Below are 16,645 nucleotides of genomic sequence, written 5' to 3' on the forward strand. Positions count from 1 at the left end.
CCGTGGGCGCCAGCGGAATGTGGGGTCACCGCGCGGTCCGCATCTGATGGTGTCGACGTCAATGGTATACGGGTGCACCATCGACGTCTTCAATACAGAAGATATCAGTGCGGAATATTTTCAGAGCTTTACCCTGTAGGGTCCCTGCCGCCACGTAGCAATCAGGGAATCCGGGGTGGACGGCGGCTTGGCTACGAGCTGGAGCTGAAAATCTGAATGGATGGGTGCCGTTGCTGGGAGCGCAGGCGTTGCTGATGATGATCACTTTGGAGATTGAAAGGCCGGTGGGCTTCGGCGGTTGTTGTGCCGGAAACTACATCCCAGTTTGGAGGCGGATTGTGGGATGTGGCTTCCGCTTGGGGCCTGTTTGGGAAACTTTGGGACGGAATTTTGCTTTATTGTGGGTCGCACTTTCCGCAACGTGCCTCAACCGGAAAGCGTGTCCCAGTATTTGCGCTCGAAATGGGATGGGGTTTCCGCCGTCCACCTGCTAGTAAAAAGGCCTCCGGAGCCGTTGCTCTGGAGGCCTTTCGTTTACTTGCAAATGCGCGCGTTAGTTGTTCTTGGTCAGGCGCTCGACGTCGTGGGCGATCATGTATTCCTCGTCGGTGGGGATGACCATAACCGTGACGGAAGAGCCGGCGGCGCTGATGACCTGTGGGCCGTTGCCCACGGCCTCGCGGTTCTTGTTGTTGTCGATGCGCACGCCCAGCCACTCAAAGCAGTCGCAGAAGGCCTTGCGGATCGACCAGTCGTTCTCGCCGATGCCGGCGGTAAAGGTAATGGTGTCCACGCCCGCCATGGAAGCGATCATGGAACCGGCCTGCTGCATGGCCTTATAGGCGAACATATCGAAGGCGAGCAGGCAGCGCTCGTCGCCCTCGGAGGCGCGCGTGCGGATGTCGCGGGCGTCGTTGGAGATGCCCGAGATGGCAAGCAGACCAGACTGCTTGTTCATCATGTCATCGACTTCCTGGTAGCTGTAGCCGCCCTCGCGCTGCAGGTAGCACACGGTGGCCGGGTCGATGGAACCACAACGGGTGCCCATCATCAGGCCATCGAGCGGCGTGAGACCCATCGTGGTGTCGCGGCACACGCCGTCCTCGATAGCAGCGAGCGAAGCACCGTTGCCCAGATGGCACGAAAGCAGGCGGTGGCAGCGCGAACCCAGGATCTCCTTGGCCATCATCCACTCATAGCGGTGGCTCGTGCCGTGGGCGCCGTACTTGCGCACGTGGTACTTGTCGCAAACGTCCTTGGGCAGCGCGTAGGTGTAGGCAACCTCGGGCATGGTCATGTGGAACGAGGTGTCGAAGACCGCCACGTTGGGCAGCTCCGGATACTTCTCACGGCAATACTCAATCGCTGCGGCCTCGCCGTAGTTGTGCAGCGGAGCAAGCGGTGCCACCTCAAGAATCTTGGCCATAACCTCGTCGTCGACAACCGCGGAATCATCGAAGTGCCAGCCGCCCTGAACGATACGATGCCCAATGCCATCAATCGTAAAGTCGGTCTTCTCGAGCTCCTCGAGCACGCGAGCGATAGCAGAGCGATGATCGGGGAAAGGGACCTCCTCGGTCTGCTTAGCGCCACCGTTCTCGGAGTGGCCAAAGATGCCCATGTCCGATCCGATACGCTCGCAGTTGCCCTTGGCGAAAACCTTGCGGGTATCGGTATCCAAAAGCTGATATTTAAGGCTTGAGCTGCCGGCGTTGACAACAAGTACGTTCATGAGACTCCTTCGCAGTGCAATACGGTCGACGCAGGCCCCTTAAGGCGGCCGCATTTTAATAAGAAGTTATCATATCTTGATAAATAGATATCAGCATATCGCCCAACGAGCGCAAAAGAGGGGCCGAACGGCGCTCGGTCGTCCAGCCCCTCCCCTCTTGCAATTACTTGCCGTTGACGATGCGCTCGACGTCGGAAGCGATCATGAACTCCTCGTCCGTAGGGATGACGAAAATCTTGACCTTGGAATCCTTGGCGGACAGGCACCAAGCGCCGTCGCCACGCAGGGCATTACGGGCGTGATCCATCTTGACGCCCATAAAGGCCAGACGATCGGCCACGCCAGCGCGAACGGCCGGAGCGTGCTCGCCGATGCCGGCGGTAAAGACCAGGGTGTCCATGCCGCACATGGAGGTGGCCATCTCGGCGGCCTTAGCGGCAATCTTGTAGACGAACATATCGAAGGCGAGCTGAGCCTCGGGGTCACCAGCAGCGGCGAGCTCCTCAACGTTGCGGCAGTCGTTGGTCTTGCCACCGGTCACAGCCAAAAGGCCAGACTTCTTGTTCATCATCTCGTCGACCTCGTCGAAGGTGTAGCCACCCTCGCGCTGCAGGTAGCACACGGTAGCCGGGTCGATGGAGCCGCAGCGGGTGCCCATCATGACGCCGTCGAGCGGCGTCAAGCCCATGGTGGTGTCCATGCACTTGCCGTCCTCGATGGCGCACAGGGAAGCGCCGGAGCCGATATGGCACACGACGACCTTGCGGGCCTCGCCGTTGGTCATCTCGGCGACCTTCTTGGAGATGTAGCGATAGCTGGTGCCGTGGGCGCCGTACTTACGGATGTGCAGCTTGTCGCAAACATCCTTGGGAAGGGCGTAGGTCTTGGCGACCTCGGGCATGTTGAAGTGGAAAGCGGTGTCGTAGACCGTGACGTTGGGCAGATCGGGATACTGCTCCAGGCAGTACTCGATAACGTTGGCCTCGGGGTTGTTGTGCAGCGGCGCCAGCGGGGCGACCTCGCGAATCTTGGCGAGGACGTCCTCGTCGACGAGGGAGGAATCACCAAAGTACCAACCGCCCTGAACGATACGGTGGCCGATGCCCTCGATCTTGACGCCGTTGGCCTCAAGGTCCTTCAGGACGACCTCGATGGCGACCTTGTGGTCGGGGAACTCGATGTTCTCGGTCACCTTCTTGGAGCCATTGGCAGCATGGGTGAAGGTACCACCGGTAAAGCAGACGCGCTCGCAGGAGCCCTTTGCGGACACCTTATGGGACTTGGTGTCGATGACCTGATACTTAAGGGTCGAAGATCCCGCGTTGACGACCAGAACGTTCATGTGTCTCCCTACTAACAGGCGGTGTGGCGCCGCCAGGTTACATACGCTTCAATAATAAACCCAAACGCCCTCGCGCTCGGGTTTATTGCGTTGATATATAAGTTATCGGTGCCTAAATACTCATGGCCTTTGACTTGTAAGACGAAATAGCGCGGGGATATACACCAGGGAAGAAATCCCGAGCGCAACAAGCAATACGACTCGAATGCCCGCGATGCTGCTCAACGCAGCATTGAACAGATAGAAAAGGATGGCACCCACCGCCACCATCTGGCTTTGGACCGAAATCAGTGAACAGCGCATCGAAGAATCGACAGCATTTTGAAAAATTGAGTATTTAATTGGAGCAAATAACGAGTACGCGACCGTCTGCAGTACATAGAACACGGGCAGCAAATAGACCGGAGTAAAGGGAATCAAAAACAGAGCAGCCAGGGAAAGGCGCACGATGCCGCAAATACGCGCAAAACGGCCCTTGTCGACATGAGCAATCACACTGGGCACAATAAGCCCCATGGAGGCCGAGGCAAGAAGCTGGACCGCAATGATCACACCCGAAGCGACGGCATTCATTCCGCGACCCGCAAGCAACAGTGAGAAAAAGTCTTCCAGGGCGACAAAAGCAAATGCCTGAGAGCAGTCCATGATGAACGCTGAACGAAGAATGCCGTTACGCGCAATAGCGGCACCGATCATCTTCGGGCTAATTCCACGCTTAGGTGTCGCTGTAGTGTCCCCTCTTCGCATCTCAGGAATGCAGACAACGACAACCAACGTCAACACCATTGCGATGATATCTGCCAAAAGACCAATGAGATACGCGCCAGCGGACGAAATGAAACCGCCCACACAAGCGGAGAGGGCATAAGAGGCATAGAAAACAAATCGCTCAACGACATTAAGCCTTACGAGCTGGTCCAGAGAGACGCTGTCAATGTAAATCGCTTCCATGGACCCGCTCATACATGCAGCGGCAAAACCTTTGAGAGCAAACGCGCCGATTAAAAGCAGAGGAGAACGGACGAGAAGCAGGGCGGCGTAGTATCCAAGCATCCCCACGACGCCAACGAGACCACTTGTCTTTCGTCCAAACCTATCGGCAATATAGCCAGTGGGAACTTCAAGGATGAACTTGCTCACTTGATATGCAATCATCATGCTAGAAATCGCCACCATCGAGAATCCGACGAATTCAAGGTAAACCGTCAGAAAATACAAAATGGTGCTGAAGTTCGACAGAAAAACAAACGTCATATAAAGCAAAACCGTACGGTTTTTCATGCTCCGCCCTCCAAGAGTCAACAATCTAAATCGGAATCTTGGAAAAGCATGAGGGCAAAGCCGTCAGTCATGTGTTACAAGGCGTCAACATTCACTTGACGACACGAGGCCAAATGGCCTCACGAAGCAAGATGACGCAATAGGTGAAGAAATACCGTCTGGTGTCGATCGGTCCAGGCATTTTGTCGATAGCAAAAGTAGATGGGCAAGGCTACGTCATGCGAACCTTCAATAGAGTACTCGCTCACTTCCGACCCATCTGATGCGAGAGAAGAGCCAGAAAAACCCAATATCAATCCCCCGGCTTGAAGAAACTCAGCCTGCGCTCTGTTTCCGTATTCGACGTCGCGGAAGCGGAAATTAACCAGCTGAGCTTCGGGGCATTGATTGATCGCATTGAGACAGGGCGACAAATTAATGGGAACAGCTAACCTGCCGCCCAGTAACTCACGAACGGTCATAGCACCCACAGATTGATGACCCGCTGGGCACGAAAGAACCTTGAGCTCCTTTTCACGCAAGTATTTCGAAGAAAGGACGCTGTCCCTTGGTTCCTCAAATGAGATGGCCGCATCCGAAATGCCAAGCACAAGTGATTCAAAGCATGTAGCCGTTGGCTGATGCCACACATCAAGGTGAATCTGAGGGTGCGAGCTTTCAAACGAGTCGTACCAGTTTTCGGAAAAAAGACGCCCCCGCCCGTGAAGACAGGGGACGTAAAGACGAAAGTGGCCGTCGGGCGAAACGCCACCGTTCCCCGATTGGGTGTACTTTTTGAGATCGTCGACTTGTGCCAGGATCACGCGTGCACGACGCGCAAATTCTCTGCCCGCCGGAGACAAAACAGCCTCCCCCGCCGATCGATTGAGCAAAACGATCTGATACTCAGACTCCAGTTTCTTAATTGCCGACGAGACAGCCTGTGGGCTCACGTGAACGGCGCGAGCCGCTTTGCGCACGCCGCCGTAGTTCGCTACCGCTTGAAGGTATTCGAGTTGAGAAAACTGCATAGGTTACTCCAAAGGCAGCCAAGGCGACGGGCCGTGCGTCCTCAGATGAGGTTCTCGCCCAGGTTCTTGCCGCCGAGGACGTGCATGTGGAAGTGCATGACGGTCTGACCGGCGTTGACGCCCTTGTTGGAGATGACGCGGAAACCGTCCTCCAGACCCTTGGCCTTGGCGACCTCCTGGATGGCGTGGGCCATGGCGCCCATGGTCTCGGCGGGCACGTTATCGGCGATGTCACTGTAGTGCTTCCTGGGGATCACGAGCGTGTGGACCGGCGCCTGGGGATTGAGGTCGTCGAACGCGATGACCTGGTCATCCTCGTAGACGACGGTCGAGGGGATCTCGTGGTTGGCAATTTTGCAGAAGATGCAATCACACATGGTTGGTTCCTTTCTCACAGACCAAGGTAATTATATTTGGTCGGGATGGTTAGAACGAAAGGTTGTCGTCGGTGTTGGCGGCTTCGCCGTCGGCGAGCACGTCGTTGCCGTCGACGTCCTTCAGGAGCACCGAGACCTTCTGCTCGGCATCGGACAAGCGGGTACGCAGGCTCTTGAGGAGCTCGACGCCGCGGGTATAGCTCTCAAGCGACTCCTCGAGCTCCATATCACCCGACTCCAAGCTGCGGATGATGAGCTCCAACTCCTGTGAAGCCTGCTTGTACGTAAGCTGCTCGACCGGGGTCTTCTCTGCCATATCTGTTTCCTTTCCTAAAGGTTTATCGCTATGAAACGCGGCCTACTCGACCGTATCGACCGTTGCCGCCACGTTGCCGTCTGCCATGCGCACGCGAATGGCGTCACCGGGCTTAAAGGTCTTGGCGCTCGTGGCCACCCCATCATCGCTGTACGCGATGGAATAACCACGGGCAAGCACCTTGAGCGGCGACAGGGCATCGAGCGAGGCTGCCGCACGGCCCAGGTCGGATGCTGGCTTGTTGAGCATCGTGCGCCCCTGATGCTCCAGGCGGGAGCTTGCGAGCGTGAGCGCATGGCGCTTGCCATCGAGTCCTGAGGCGCTTGCGATCAAGCGCTCGGGCAGACGCTCAAAGTTGGAGCGGAATGCCCCAACCGAACGCGTTATGGCGCCGGACAAACGATCGGCCGTCAGGGCAAGCTCAGACTCGCGACGCTCAACCATAAACGTTGGGTCGTTGAGGCACGGGCGGCACGCAGCCGCATCGAGCGCATCGCCCAAGCGAGCCGTATAGGTATCCCAGGCACGGCGACCGCGCTGATCGAGCATCTCCAGGTCGACCTGGGCCGACCCAATCATCGATGCCATCGCAGCACCCAGACGTTGATAGCGCGCCTCGAGCACATCGGCCAACTCCGTCATAGCCGGCGCCACCGATTCGGCCGCCGCCGTAGGCGTGGAGGCGCGACGGTCGCTCACCATGTCGCAAATCGAGGTATCGGGCTCATGGCCAATGCCGGTCACCACGGGCACGGGACAAGCCGCCACCGCGCGGGCAAGCTCCTCGTCATTAAAGGTCATGAGGTCCTCAAAGGAGCCGCCGCCGCGCACCAACAAAATACAGTCGGGCGCCGGCGTAATGGAAGCGGCGCGGCGCAGGCCCTCAATGAGCTCTGTCGGCGCACCCTCGCCTTGTACCTTGGCACCCACGCAGACGAGCTCGACGAGCGGGTTGCGACGACGCAATGTGCGCTTGACGTCGTCGATTACGGCACCCGAAAGCGAGGTGACGACCGCCACGCGGGAGCAGAACACCGGGATGCGGCGCTTGCGCGCTTCGTCCATCAGACCCTCACGGCGTAGCTTTTCGGCCAGTTGCGCCACTTGTTGACGCAGCAGACCCTCCCCCGCCAGCGAAAACGAGCGAGCGACAAAGCTCATGCGGCCCGTAGCCTTATAGAGATTGAAGCTGCCCTTAAAGCTCACCTGCATACCGTCGCGCAGATCGAACGTGCGCTTGAGATAGGCACCCTTCCAAATGATGCAGTCAACGGCGGCCGAATCGTCCTTGATCTGGAAATAGCAGTGGCCGCTTCGGGCGTTAGGACCACGAAAACCCGTGACCTCGCCCAAGACGCTCAGCTGCGGAATGGCATCGAGCGCACCGGCGGCGATCTCCACCGCCTGGCTCACGCTGAGCTCCTTGCGCTCTTGCTCGTCCGAACCGTCGAACTCGGCGGAAACGGCATTACCGGTTAGGTTCCAGCCTGCCACGCAGCCTCCTTTCGTTATCGAGCACAGAGGCTCCGGCCCCGTGCGAAATTAAGTCCAACACATAGTACAGCGCCGCGAGGACACGAATCCCCGCGGCGCCTGCCTGTCCCATTTGTTATCGGTTGGAGTTTCTGTTGTAGCGAGCCATAAGGTAGAGCAACTGAATGATCGAAGTGAGCGCTGCAGCCACATAGGTAAGCGCGGCTGCCGTCAGTACCTTCTTGGCGCCGTTGACCTGCTTGGAGCTCATGCCCGACTGCTCGATGTACGCCACAGCACGTCGGCTGGCGTCAATCTCGACAGGCAACGTAACGAGTTGGAACAGCACACTAAACGAGAAGAAGATCAACGCGAGGGTCGTGAGCCCGGCAATGTTCATAAACAGGCCCAAGAGTAACACGATGGTCCAGGTGTTCTGGGTAAAGTTGACGACCGGCACGAGGGCGGTACGCACTTTCATCATGGCATAGCCGCTTTGACGCTGGGCGGCATGGCCCGCCTCGTGGCAGGCGACGGCAACGCTTGCGACCGAACCGCCCGAACGGTTGGCATCCGACAGATACAGGTTGTTGTCCTGCGGGTTGTAATGGTCGGTGAGCTCGCCAGCGACACCCTTGATACCCACGGCGCTACAACCGTTGGCATCGAGCATGCGGCGAGCGACTGTGGCACCCGTATCGCCGTCCGAGCGAACCTTGGACCAGGTTTTGTACGTCGAGTTGATATAGTTCTGTGCGGCAAGGCCAAGCACCGTGCAGACAAGAACAACCAGCAGGTACAGCGGGTCGATGCCAAAGCCGTATCCATAGTAATAAGGCATGCGAATTCCTCCGAGTCGAGTTACACGTTGGAGGCATTTTACCCACTCAACCGGCTAGGCTTCCCTACAGGAGCTCGATTTTGCCGTCCTTCACCGTCAACCCCATATTGCCGGAAAGCAGATCGTCCAGGCGCGAGCCCACAAGCTCAAAGCGCCAACCTTCGCGCAGGCGGCTCTGCTCGGGATGCTCAATGTAGTCGGCCAGGTCATCGCGCGAGGCAATGACCGAGGTCGCAACGCCTGAGCGCTCGGCAACCAGGCGGATAAGCGCATACATAAGGTCAGTCACGCTCTCCAGCTCCGGCGAAATCTGACGATGTCCGCGCACCAAGAGCGGCAGGCGATCGTGCGGACAGCTCGCACCGCGCTTGATGGCCATGAGCGCACCGTCCACGTCGCGCTCCCCCAATTGATCGGTACCGCGAATGCTACGGAACTCCTCAACGCGCACGGGATTGCGCTTAACGAGCGCTAGCAGCGTGTCGTCGGACATGACCCACTTGCGTGGGATGTTGCGCCGCTCGGCGCGGTCCTCGCGCCAGGCGGCGAGCTCGCGCGCGATACCCAGCTGATGACGGCTGCACGAATTGATGCGCTTGACCTTGCGGAACGCCTCGTGGCGATCGGCGCGATAGTGCGACTCGTCAGCCAGCGGGCGCAGCTCGTCGAGCACCCAGTCCACACGGCCCAGCTCGCGCAGGCGGCTCATCATCTCGGTATAGGCGACGATCAGGTACTTGACGTCATCGATCGCATACTCAATCTGCTTATCGGTCAGCGGGCGGCGCGACCAGTCGGTCAGTGACTCGGTCTTGGGCAGCGATACGCCGCAGAACGTCTGAACAAGCGCGCCATACGAAATCTGCTGGCGCTCGCCCAAAAAGGCGGCGGCGACCTGCGTATCGAAAATCGGTCGTGGCAGCACGCCCACGGTATGGAGCATGACCTCCATATCCTGCGAGCACGCGTGGAAGACCTTGGTCACGCTCTCGTCGGCCATAAGCTCGGCCAGCGGCGATAGGTCGTCGATTACCAGGGGATCGACCGCGACGCTCTCAGCAGGGGTGGCAATCTGAACCAAACATAGACGCGGATGGAACGTGCGCTCGCGCAAAAACTCGGTATCGACGGCAATCGCGTCGAACTCACGGGCGCGCTGGCAAAAGTCGAGTAGAGCCTGATGTGTGGAAATGTACATATCAACCCATCGAATAAGGTTAGGCCCGAAAAACACGGGTAGGATATCGGCATTGCCTTACAACTATACTCGGTTAGTCACAGAACGGGAACGTAAGTATGCGCTGCCTTATCATCCACAACCCGGCATCGGGCCCCAGCTCAGATGAAATCTTCGCATTCACGCACGCCCTTGCACAGGGCGGCGACGAGGTCGTGATGCGCTTTATCGGCGATGGCATGGAACCCGAGGACGCCGTGGCAGACGTGCGCGAGTTTGACCGCGTGGTCGTTTCGGGCGGCGACGGCACTGTCTCCAACGTGCTCGACCAGATGCGCGGATGCGGTGTCCCCACGCTCGTCTTCCCCTCCGGTACGGCCTGCCTGTTCTTCAACAACATCGGCAATGCCCCCGAGGCGGCGGCGCTCGCCAAGGCCTGCCGTGCCGGTCGCACGGTCAAAGTCGACATGGGCGAGCTCTTTTGGCTCGACGAGAACGGCAACGAGAAGCGCCACGGCTTCATCATCATCGCCGGCTCGGGCTTCGACGCCGAGATCATGATGAAGGCCGCCCCCACCAAAAACGACATCGGCGAGATCGCTTACTTCCTCTCCGCGCTCGCCACGCCCAATCCCACGGTGGCGCACTTTACGATTGAGCATGACGGCATTGTCGAGGAGCTCGACGGCATCTGCTGCATGGCCGGCAACACCTCGGTCATCCAAAACGACATCAACCTGTTCCCCGACTGCCGTATGAACGATGGCATGGTCGACATTGCGGTCATCGAACCCGTAAAAACTGTGCAGCTTCTACCGACTGTGATCACCGCCGCACTCGACCCCGCCGGCAAGGTACTCGGCCGCCCGCAGTTCAAGATCATCCAGACCAAGGAAGCCAAGATCACCTGCACCCCGTCGCTGGGCATGCAGTTCGATGGCGAGATTATCTCCAGCAATTCGGGCGTCTTTGGAGCCCGCGCGCTTCCGCAATGCCTCGACCTCATCGTCGACGAATTCTCCCCGCTCGGAAAATAGGAGGACCCTATGAACGACAATCCCCTGCTCGGCTTTATCATCATCGTTTTGGCCATGCTCGTCGGCTATGCGATCAACGTGATCCACCGCCGGAAGAAGTAATTCCACATTGGTATGATATTCATCCAATTATCGTCTCCCCTGCTGTTTATGCATTTGCCAAACAGCGGGGGATTTTCTTTGCGCCCCGTGCAAGGCGCTTTATTCAGGTAATGTAATTGCAGGACGTCTTTATTAAAGTAAAGCTACAAACCGAGTATAATTAACCACTCATCGCATATTTCATTACGCTTATCGAGTAAGTTTCTTTCATAGATGAATATTGTTTCCAGTTCGTTACGCTAATGGGGTGTCTTTATTGGCTGAAGCTCTCTGGCAACGGAGAGCTTTCGCACGCTGGGAGGGAAAATGAGGAAAACTCACCCCGTCAACGCGCTCAAAAAGCTTGGCATAGGCCTCGCCTTTGGAGCTGCAACCATCATGTCCATGCCGACGTCTGCGCTCGCCTGCACGCAGATCTACATGGGCGGCAAGCTCACGGCGGACGGCAACACGTACTACGGCCGCGCCGAGGACTTTGGCAAGCGCTATCTTAAGCACTACGGCATCGAACCTGCCCACGAACCTGGCTTTAAGTACAGCTCGATTGAATCTGCTTTTGAATACACTTCGAACAAGCCTACCTATCGCTACAGCTATGTACGCGACCACCCCTCCAACTGGATGGGTCGCACCGACGCCTACTCCGAGGCCGGCATCAACGAGAAGGGCGTCTCCTGCTCCGCCACGCTAAGCACCTCCTATAACGAGGAGGCCGCTGCAGCAGACCTCATCGATGAGGAAGTGGGTCTGGGCGAGTACAGTTACGGCAGCATCATCCTGGGCGAGAGCGCCACGGCCCGCGAGGGCGTCGAGCTCCTCGGCAGCCTGATCGATGATCAAGGCGTCTGCACCAACGACCAGATCATCATCGCCGACAACAACGAGACCTGGCTGTTCGCCACACTTTCCGCCCATCAGTGGATCGCCATGAAGCTCGCTGACGACGTCGCGTCGCTCAACCCTAATATCGGGAGCCTCAACTACGATGTCGACCTCAATGACACCGAGAATTGCCTCCACTCTGAAAAGATCCAATCCATGCCCGAAGAAAAGGGTTTCGCCAAATACTCCGCTGACGGCAAATTCGATGTCGCCCAAACGTATGGCGAAAGCCTCGCCGATTCCGGCGTAAACCAGTGGTCCCGCTATGTGCAAGGCCGCGATTATTTTGGTAGTCAGCTGACCGAAGGCACAGATTACGACATTATCACAGTAAAGGAGAAAGGAAAACCTGACCAAAAGGGAGCCATGGTCAGCGAAATCCAGCCCCTGTTCTTCAAGCCTGGCAAGTCTGGTTGGAGCACTTTCGAGTTGATTCGCGCCTTCGGCAACCGCGGCGAGAACGTCCCTGGCCTCAACGCGAACACTGATGGTGTTTATTGCATCGGCAGCGAGCGCAACACCGAGATCAACCTCTTCCAGATTCGTCGCGGGTATGACCCCGAAGTCGCTACCATCCAGTGGGAAATGCTCTCCCGCGCCGCGTACTCCGTCGCCATCCCGTTGTACTCCGCTCTGATAACTGAGGTCAGCCCGTACTTCAGCGATCAGACCGTCTCCTTCGATCACTGCAAACAGACTGACGTCGTGTACAACGAGGAGCCCGAGAACTCAATCAACTACGTCCTCATGGACATCAGCTCGCTCTGCTTTGAGAACCCTGACACCCTTGGTATCAGCGTCCGCACCTACCTCGATGCGCTCCAGAACGAGCTCATCGAGCAGAACAAGGAAGTCGACACCGCCATGCTGGCCGAGACGACCACCGAGGGCCGCACTGCCCTGGCCAACAAGGCCGGCAAGGCTGCTACCGAGAACACCTACAAGAAGTGCAAGACACTGCTCCAGGAGATGCGCGCCTATCAGAAGGCCGAAAACTTCGACCAGCCCTTCACCCCAAGCGACCTGAACACCGAGACCAACGGCCTCAAGGTGTCCATCACCTACGCCAAGGATGCTCTTGCCACCGATCCGGTCACCCCGGATCAGCCCGGCACTCCCGAGCAGCCTGGTACTCCTGAGCAGCCCGGTACCCCCGAGCAGCCCGCTAAGCCCGAGCAGCCAGCCGCCAAGCCTGAGAAGCCTAGCAAGTCCGACACCACGACCACGGTAACCACTAACAAGACGAACACCAAGGGCGGCCTGCCCACCACTGGCGATCGTTTTGATGGCCGCGTGGTGGCTGCATTCGCCATCGCTGGCGTTGCCGTCATCTCCGCGGGCGGTTACTTCCTCTACCGTCGCAATAAGGAGTAACGTCTTAGCTGAGCGGACAAGGCAGCAATGGCAGCCTCGCCCGCTTAGCCCGCTCTTTTGACCGACGGGAAACCCGCCTGAAATCTTTTCAAAAAAGATTTCCCCGCACGCACTTTGCTGTGCTATAGTGCAGCGCAACAGCAACTAGGTGCGACCGCGCCACGGCATCACGAAAGGAGCCACCAACATGAAGAACACGATGAAGTCTCTCAACAACTGGTGGTGGCGTGATGCGAATACGATCGGTCGACAGTGAGTCCCTCACGCCTGTTTTTGCGCTCTAGGTGATTGGAAGGCCTCCGGTTTCGACCGGGGGCCTTTTTCTATCTCGAGCCCGATCGCATTCGCATCACGCGCCTCCGCTTTTCTCTTGCACTCCCATTCCGAAAGGATTTTCACCATGTCTCAGAACACCACCGCCGCCCAGCCCCGCACCGTCCAGACCGCCGACCGTGGCAAACTCGATGTCCGCGCCCTCGTCCTGCTTGCCATCCTGCTCGCTGCCGGCTTCATCCTCAACTTCACCGTCGGCAAGGCCATCTCGGGCATCTCGGGCGGCATGATCAGCCCCGAGTTCATCATCTCGGCCTTCTGCCTCACCATCCTGGTCGTTCGCCCCAACATCGGCCAGGCACTCGTCATTGGCCTTATCTCGGCTGCCGTGATCCAGATCACCACCACTTCGCCGTTCGTTGATTTTGCCGCCGAGGGCATCGCCGCCATGCTCATGGCCGGCATCGTCAACGCCGCCGGCAAGAACGGTCAAGTCAAGCCCGCCATCGCCATTATCGCAACCTTCCTGACCACCTTTGTCTCCGGCGTCATCTTCATGGTCATCAAGATGGCCATGCTCGGCGTGGTAGGCGAGCTCGCCGCCGCCATGCTGCCCGTCGTTGCCATGACCGCCGTCTTTAACGCCATTCTGGTCGGCGCCCTCTACTTGCCCATCCAGAAGGCTCTTAGGCTCAACTAACCCGCTCGGCTTTACGAGCCACCCCATCTTGGCGTTTATTCGTCGCTCGCGTGCCCAAGTACGCTTCGCTCCTCTTTCGCGCCAACCCGGGGCCCCTCGTAAAGCCGTCTCCGTGCTTCACCACCAAAGACTGTCCCAAACGACTAGCTTTTGGGGACGTTCTTAAACGACTAGTCATTTAAGAACGTCCCCAATGACTATGAAAGGTATCCATGGAAACGATCATCAACGTCGACGATGTCTCGTTCTCCTATGGCACGCAGACCGAGCAGGCGCTCAGCCACATCTCGCTCAGCGTGAACAAGGGAGATTTCATCGGCATCATCGGGCCCTCGGGCGCCGGCAAGTCCACGCTTGCCGCCTGCCTGTCGGGTGCCGTGCCCCACCACTACACCGGCACGTTCTTTGGGTCCGTCATGGTCGACGGCCACGACACCTGCGAAGTCTCGCTCACCGACGTGTCGCAAATCGTCGGCAGTGTGCTGCAGGATATCGACACGCAGATGGTCGCTTCGGTCGTCGAGGACGAGATGCTCTTTGGCCTCGAGAACTTTGGCGTTCCCCACGATCAGATCGAGCAGCGCGTGAGCGAAACGCTCGAGACCGTCGGCATCAGCGACCTGCGCGACCGCGAGATCGCCACCCTCTCGGGCGGACAGAAGCAGAAGGTAGCCATCGCCGCCATCCTCGCCATGCGCCCGCGCGTCTTGGTTCTCGACGAGCCCACCGCGGCACTCGACCCCGCCAGCTCCACGTTGGTCTTCGAGACGCTGCGTGAGGCAAACCGCGCACTTGGAATCACCATCGTCGTCGTTGAGCAAAAGGTCGCCCTGCTCTCGGAGTACTGCAACCGCGTGCTCGTGCTCAACCATGGCGAAATCGCGCTGCAGGGCGAGCCACACGAGGTCTTCGCACATACCGACGAGCTCCGTGCCATCGGCGTCGACTGCCCTCGCGTCACGCGTATCTTCAATAGCCTCGAGGCCGATGGTCTGGTAAGCGGTACCCCTTGCTTGGATGTCGATGAGGCCGAACGCCTGATTTCGGGCATCGTCGACCCCGCACACGCAGCCATCGAAGCCCAGGCGCCCACCGGTTCCCCGCATGCACCGTCGTTGCGTCCTCATGCCAAGGACGCCGAACCCGTACTCACCTTCGACCATGTTGAGTTTGCCTATCCCAATGGCGGCGCCGCCGTACACGACCTTAGCCTGACGCTCTATCCTGGCGAGCTCGTGGGCATCGTCGGCCAGAACGGTGCCGGCAAGACCACGCTCACCAAGCTGCTCACAGGCCTGCTCAAGCCCGCCTCGGGCAGCGTGCGCGTCACGGGACTGGATACAGCAGCCGTCCCCACGAGCCGCATTGCCCGCGAGGTCGCGACCCTCTTCCAAAACCCCGACCGTCAGATCTGCAAGGACACCGTGCTCGACGAGGTCGCCTTTGGCTTGGAACTGGGCGGCATGGACCGCGCCGAGGCCCTGCGTCGCGCCCAGCTGGTCATCGATCGCTTTGGCTTGCCGGCCGACGAGGCGCCCTTCTCGCTTTCGCGCGGCCAGCGACAAATGGTGGCGCTTGCCTCCGTCGTAGTGGTTGAGCCCAAGATCGTCGTGCTCGACGAGCCCACGAGCGGCCTTGACTACCGCGAGTGCATGACCGTCATGGAAACCGTGCGCACCATGGCCGAGCGCGGCTGCGCCGTTATCATGGTCTGCCACGACATGGAAGTTGTCTCCGACTTTGCCGAGCGCATCGTGGTAATGGCCGACGGCCGCATCCTCGACCGCGGCCGCACGCACGAGCTATTCTCGAACATCGATCTCATGCAGCGTGCCTACGTTGAGCCGCCCCAGGTCATCGAACTCTCGCGCCGTCTGGCATCTTCCGTCTCGCCCGCTTTTGCGCAGGTGAGCGAGGTCACCGATGTCGTTCGAATTACCAAGGAGATGGTCCACCGTGGTTAACGTCATCGACTACATGCCGGGCGATACGCTGCTGCATCGCCTGAATCCCGTCGTCAAACTGGGCCTCGCCGCCGCCATCATCGTCGGCATCTTTTTGTCCGACACCTACGTGGCGCTGCTGGGCTTTCTGGCGCTCACGCTCGCACTGGGAGCTTACGCCGGCGTCGTCGACCGTCTGTTCTCGCTGCTCAAGTTGCTGATTCCGCTCGCGCTTATCATGCTGATGCTCCAGCTGGCCTTTATGCGCGATGGCAACGTGGTGTGGGGTTTTATCACCGACACGGGCCTCATCACAGGATCGAAGGCCTGCCTGCGCCTGCTGGGCGTGGCGTTACCACTCATCCTCATGCTCATGGTGACCAAGCTCAACGACCTTGCCAACGCCTGCGTCGAGGTGCTGCATGTGCCGTATCGCTATGCCTTCACCTTTACCACGGCGCTGCGCTTTGTACCGGTGTTTGGTCAGGAGATGAATGCCATCATGGAGGCGCAGACCGCACGCGGCGTCGAGTACGATACCAAGAACCCCATCAAGAAGCTTAAGCTCATGCTGCCACTGTGCGTGCCACTGCTCATCTCGAGCGTGGGCAAGACCGATGCCACAGCCTTGGCGGCAGAACAGCGCGGCTTCTATCTGCGCACACGCGCCAGCTCGTACAAGCGCTATCCCATCAAGGGTCTGGACATCGCCGTGCTCATCGTCAGCATCGCCCTCATCGCCATCGGCTTCCTGTTCTAGTTCACCACCGACAGCAACCACCCAA

The 16,645-nt window shown here is 58.7% G+C and carries 14 protein-coding genes; 5 read left to right on the top strand and 9 right to left on the bottom strand.

What is annotated here, in order from left to right:
- Positions 1-553: 553 nt before the first annotated feature.
- The 9 genes from I4W09_RS08060 to rnd form a co-directional block, all read right to left on the bottom strand.
- The gene (locus I4W09_RS08060; RefSeq protein ID WP_138339777.1) at positions 554-1,732 is read right to left on the bottom strand and encodes an acetate/propionate family kinase; all 1,179 of its coding nucleotides are present in this window, start codon (positions 1,730-1,732) and stop codon (positions 554-556) included.
- Between the two features lie 163 nt (positions 1,733-1,895).
- Entirely contained in the window at positions 1,896-3,074 is a 1,179-nt protein-coding gene (locus I4W09_RS08065; RefSeq protein WP_006234305.1) for an acetate/propionate family kinase, read from the bottom strand.
- Positions 3,075-3,194: 120 nt separating this feature from the next.
- Positions 3,195-4,355, bottom strand: a complete 1,161-nt coding sequence (locus tag I4W09_RS08070; RefSeq protein WP_006234307.1) for an MFS transporter — start codon at positions 4,353-4,355, stop codon at positions 3,195-3,197.
- Positions 4,356-4,474: 119 nt separating this feature from the next.
- Positions 4,475-5,365: a LysR family transcriptional regulator gene (locus I4W09_RS08075; RefSeq protein WP_196033483.1), complete on the bottom strand. Its 891-nt coding sequence runs from the start codon at positions 5,363-5,365 to the stop codon at positions 4,475-4,477.
- Between the two features lie 41 nt (positions 5,366-5,406).
- Positions 5,407-5,742 carry a histidine triad nucleotide-binding protein gene (locus tag I4W09_RS08080; RefSeq protein ID WP_196033485.1) on the bottom strand — a complete coding sequence of 112 codons (336 nt, stop codon included), beginning with the start codon at positions 5,740-5,742 and terminating at the stop codon, positions 5,407-5,409.
- A 49-nt stretch (positions 5,743-5,791) separates the two neighbouring features.
- Positions 5,792-6,058, bottom strand: a complete 267-nt coding sequence (xseB, locus tag I4W09_RS08085; RefSeq protein ID WP_006234311.1) for an exodeoxyribonuclease VII small subunit — start codon at positions 6,056-6,058, stop codon at positions 5,792-5,794.
- A gap of 42 nt (positions 6,059-6,100) precedes the next feature.
- Positions 6,101-7,552 carry an exodeoxyribonuclease VII large subunit gene (gene xseA / locus I4W09_RS08090; RefSeq protein ID WP_334203953.1) on the bottom strand — a complete coding sequence of 484 codons (1,452 nt, stop codon included), beginning with the start codon at positions 7,550-7,552 and terminating at the stop codon, positions 6,101-6,103.
- 115 nt (positions 7,553-7,667) lie between these two features.
- Positions 7,668-8,372, bottom strand: coding sequence for a zinc metallopeptidase (locus tag I4W09_RS08095; protein ID WP_006234314.1), 705 nt, complete (start codon positions 8,370-8,372; stop codon positions 7,668-7,670).
- 64 nt (positions 8,373-8,436) lie between these two features.
- A complete protein-coding gene (gene rnd, locus I4W09_RS08100; RefSeq protein ID WP_148345575.1) occupies positions 8,437-9,570 on the bottom strand; it encodes a ribonuclease D in 1,134 nt (377 codons plus the stop codon).
- Positions 9,571-9,668: 98 nt separating this feature from the next.
- Here rnd and I4W09_RS08105 point away from each other — a divergent pair, with 98 nt between their 5' ends.
- The 5 genes from I4W09_RS08105 (at position 9,669) to I4W09_RS08125 (ending at position 16,620) form a co-directional block, all read left to right on the top strand.
- Positions 9,669-10,586, top strand: coding sequence for a diacylglycerol/lipid kinase family protein (locus I4W09_RS08105; protein ID WP_138339781.1), 918 nt, complete (start codon positions 9,669-9,671; stop codon positions 10,584-10,586).
- A gap of 408 nt (positions 10,587-10,994) precedes the next feature.
- Positions 10,995-12,944, top strand: coding sequence for a C69 family dipeptidase (locus tag I4W09_RS08110; protein WP_196033487.1), 1,950 nt, complete (start codon positions 10,995-10,997; stop codon positions 12,942-12,944).
- A 400-nt stretch (positions 12,945-13,344) separates the two neighbouring features.
- The gene (locus I4W09_RS08115) at positions 13,345-13,917 is read left to right on the top strand and encodes a hypothetical protein (RefSeq protein WP_196033489.1); all 573 of its coding nucleotides are present in this window, start codon (positions 13,345-13,347) and stop codon (positions 13,915-13,917) included.
- A gap of 212 nt (positions 13,918-14,129) precedes the next feature.
- Complete coding sequence (locus I4W09_RS08120; protein WP_196033491.1) at positions 14,130-15,881, top strand: ABC transporter ATP-binding protein; 1,752 nt, start codon at positions 14,130-14,132, stop codon at positions 15,879-15,881.
- On the top strand, positions 15,874-16,620 hold the full coding sequence (locus tag I4W09_RS08125) for an energy-coupling factor transporter transmembrane component T family protein (RefSeq protein WP_055309787.1): 747 nt from the start codon (positions 15,874-15,876) through the stop codon (positions 16,618-16,620). The genes I4W09_RS08120 and I4W09_RS08125 overlap by 8 nt, the downstream gene beginning before the upstream one ends.
- The last annotated feature ends 25 nt before the right edge of the window (positions 16,621-16,645 follow it).

This window comes from Collinsella aerofaciens (assembly GCF_015670795.1).
In the GTDB taxonomy this organism is placed as follows: Bacteria; Actinomycetota; Coriobacteriia; order Coriobacteriales; family Coriobacteriaceae; genus Collinsella; species Collinsella aerofaciens_Q.

Excerpts from the sequence above, each read along its gene's own strand:
- I4W09_RS08060 (WP_138339777.1), bottom strand. The coding sequence starts at position 1,732 with ATGAACGTACTTGTTGTCAACGCCGGCAGCTCAAGCCTTAAATATCAG.
- I4W09_RS08065 (WP_006234305.1), bottom strand. The coding sequence starts at position 3,074 with ATGAACGTTCTGGTCGTCAACGCGGGATCTTCGACCCTTAAGTATCAG.
- I4W09_RS08070 (WP_006234307.1), bottom strand. The coding sequence starts at position 4,355 with ATGAAAAACCGTACGGTTTTGCTTTATATGACGTTTGTTTTTCTGTCG.
- I4W09_RS08075 (WP_196033483.1), bottom strand. The coding sequence starts at position 5,365 with ATGCAGTTTTCTCAACTCGAATACCTTCAAGCGGTAGCGAACTACGGC.
- I4W09_RS08080 (WP_196033485.1), bottom strand. The coding sequence starts at position 5,742 with ATGTGTGATTGCATCTTCTGCAAAATTGCCAACCACGAGATCCCCTCG.
- xseB (WP_006234311.1), bottom strand. The coding sequence starts at position 6,058 with ATGGCAGAGAAGACCCCGGTCGAGCAGCTTACGTACAAGCAGGCTTCA.
- I4W09_RS08095 (WP_006234314.1), bottom strand. The coding sequence starts at position 8,372 with ATGCCTTATTACTATGGATACGGCTTTGGCATCGACCCGCTGTACCTG.
- rnd (WP_148345575.1), bottom strand. The coding sequence starts at position 9,570 with ATGTACATTTCCACACATCAGGCTCTACTCGACTTTTGCCAGCGCGCC.
- I4W09_RS08105 (WP_138339781.1), top strand. The coding sequence starts at position 9,669 with ATGCGCTGCCTTATCATCCACAACCCGGCATCGGGCCCCAGCTCAGAT.
- I4W09_RS08110 (WP_196033487.1), top strand. The coding sequence starts at position 10,995 with ATGAGGAAAACTCACCCCGTCAACGCGCTCAAAAAGCTTGGCATAGGC.
- I4W09_RS08115 (WP_196033489.1), top strand. The coding sequence starts at position 13,345 with ATGTCTCAGAACACCACCGCCGCCCAGCCCCGCACCGTCCAGACCGCC.
- I4W09_RS08120 (WP_196033491.1), top strand. The coding sequence starts at position 14,130 with ATGGAAACGATCATCAACGTCGACGATGTCTCGTTCTCCTATGGCACG.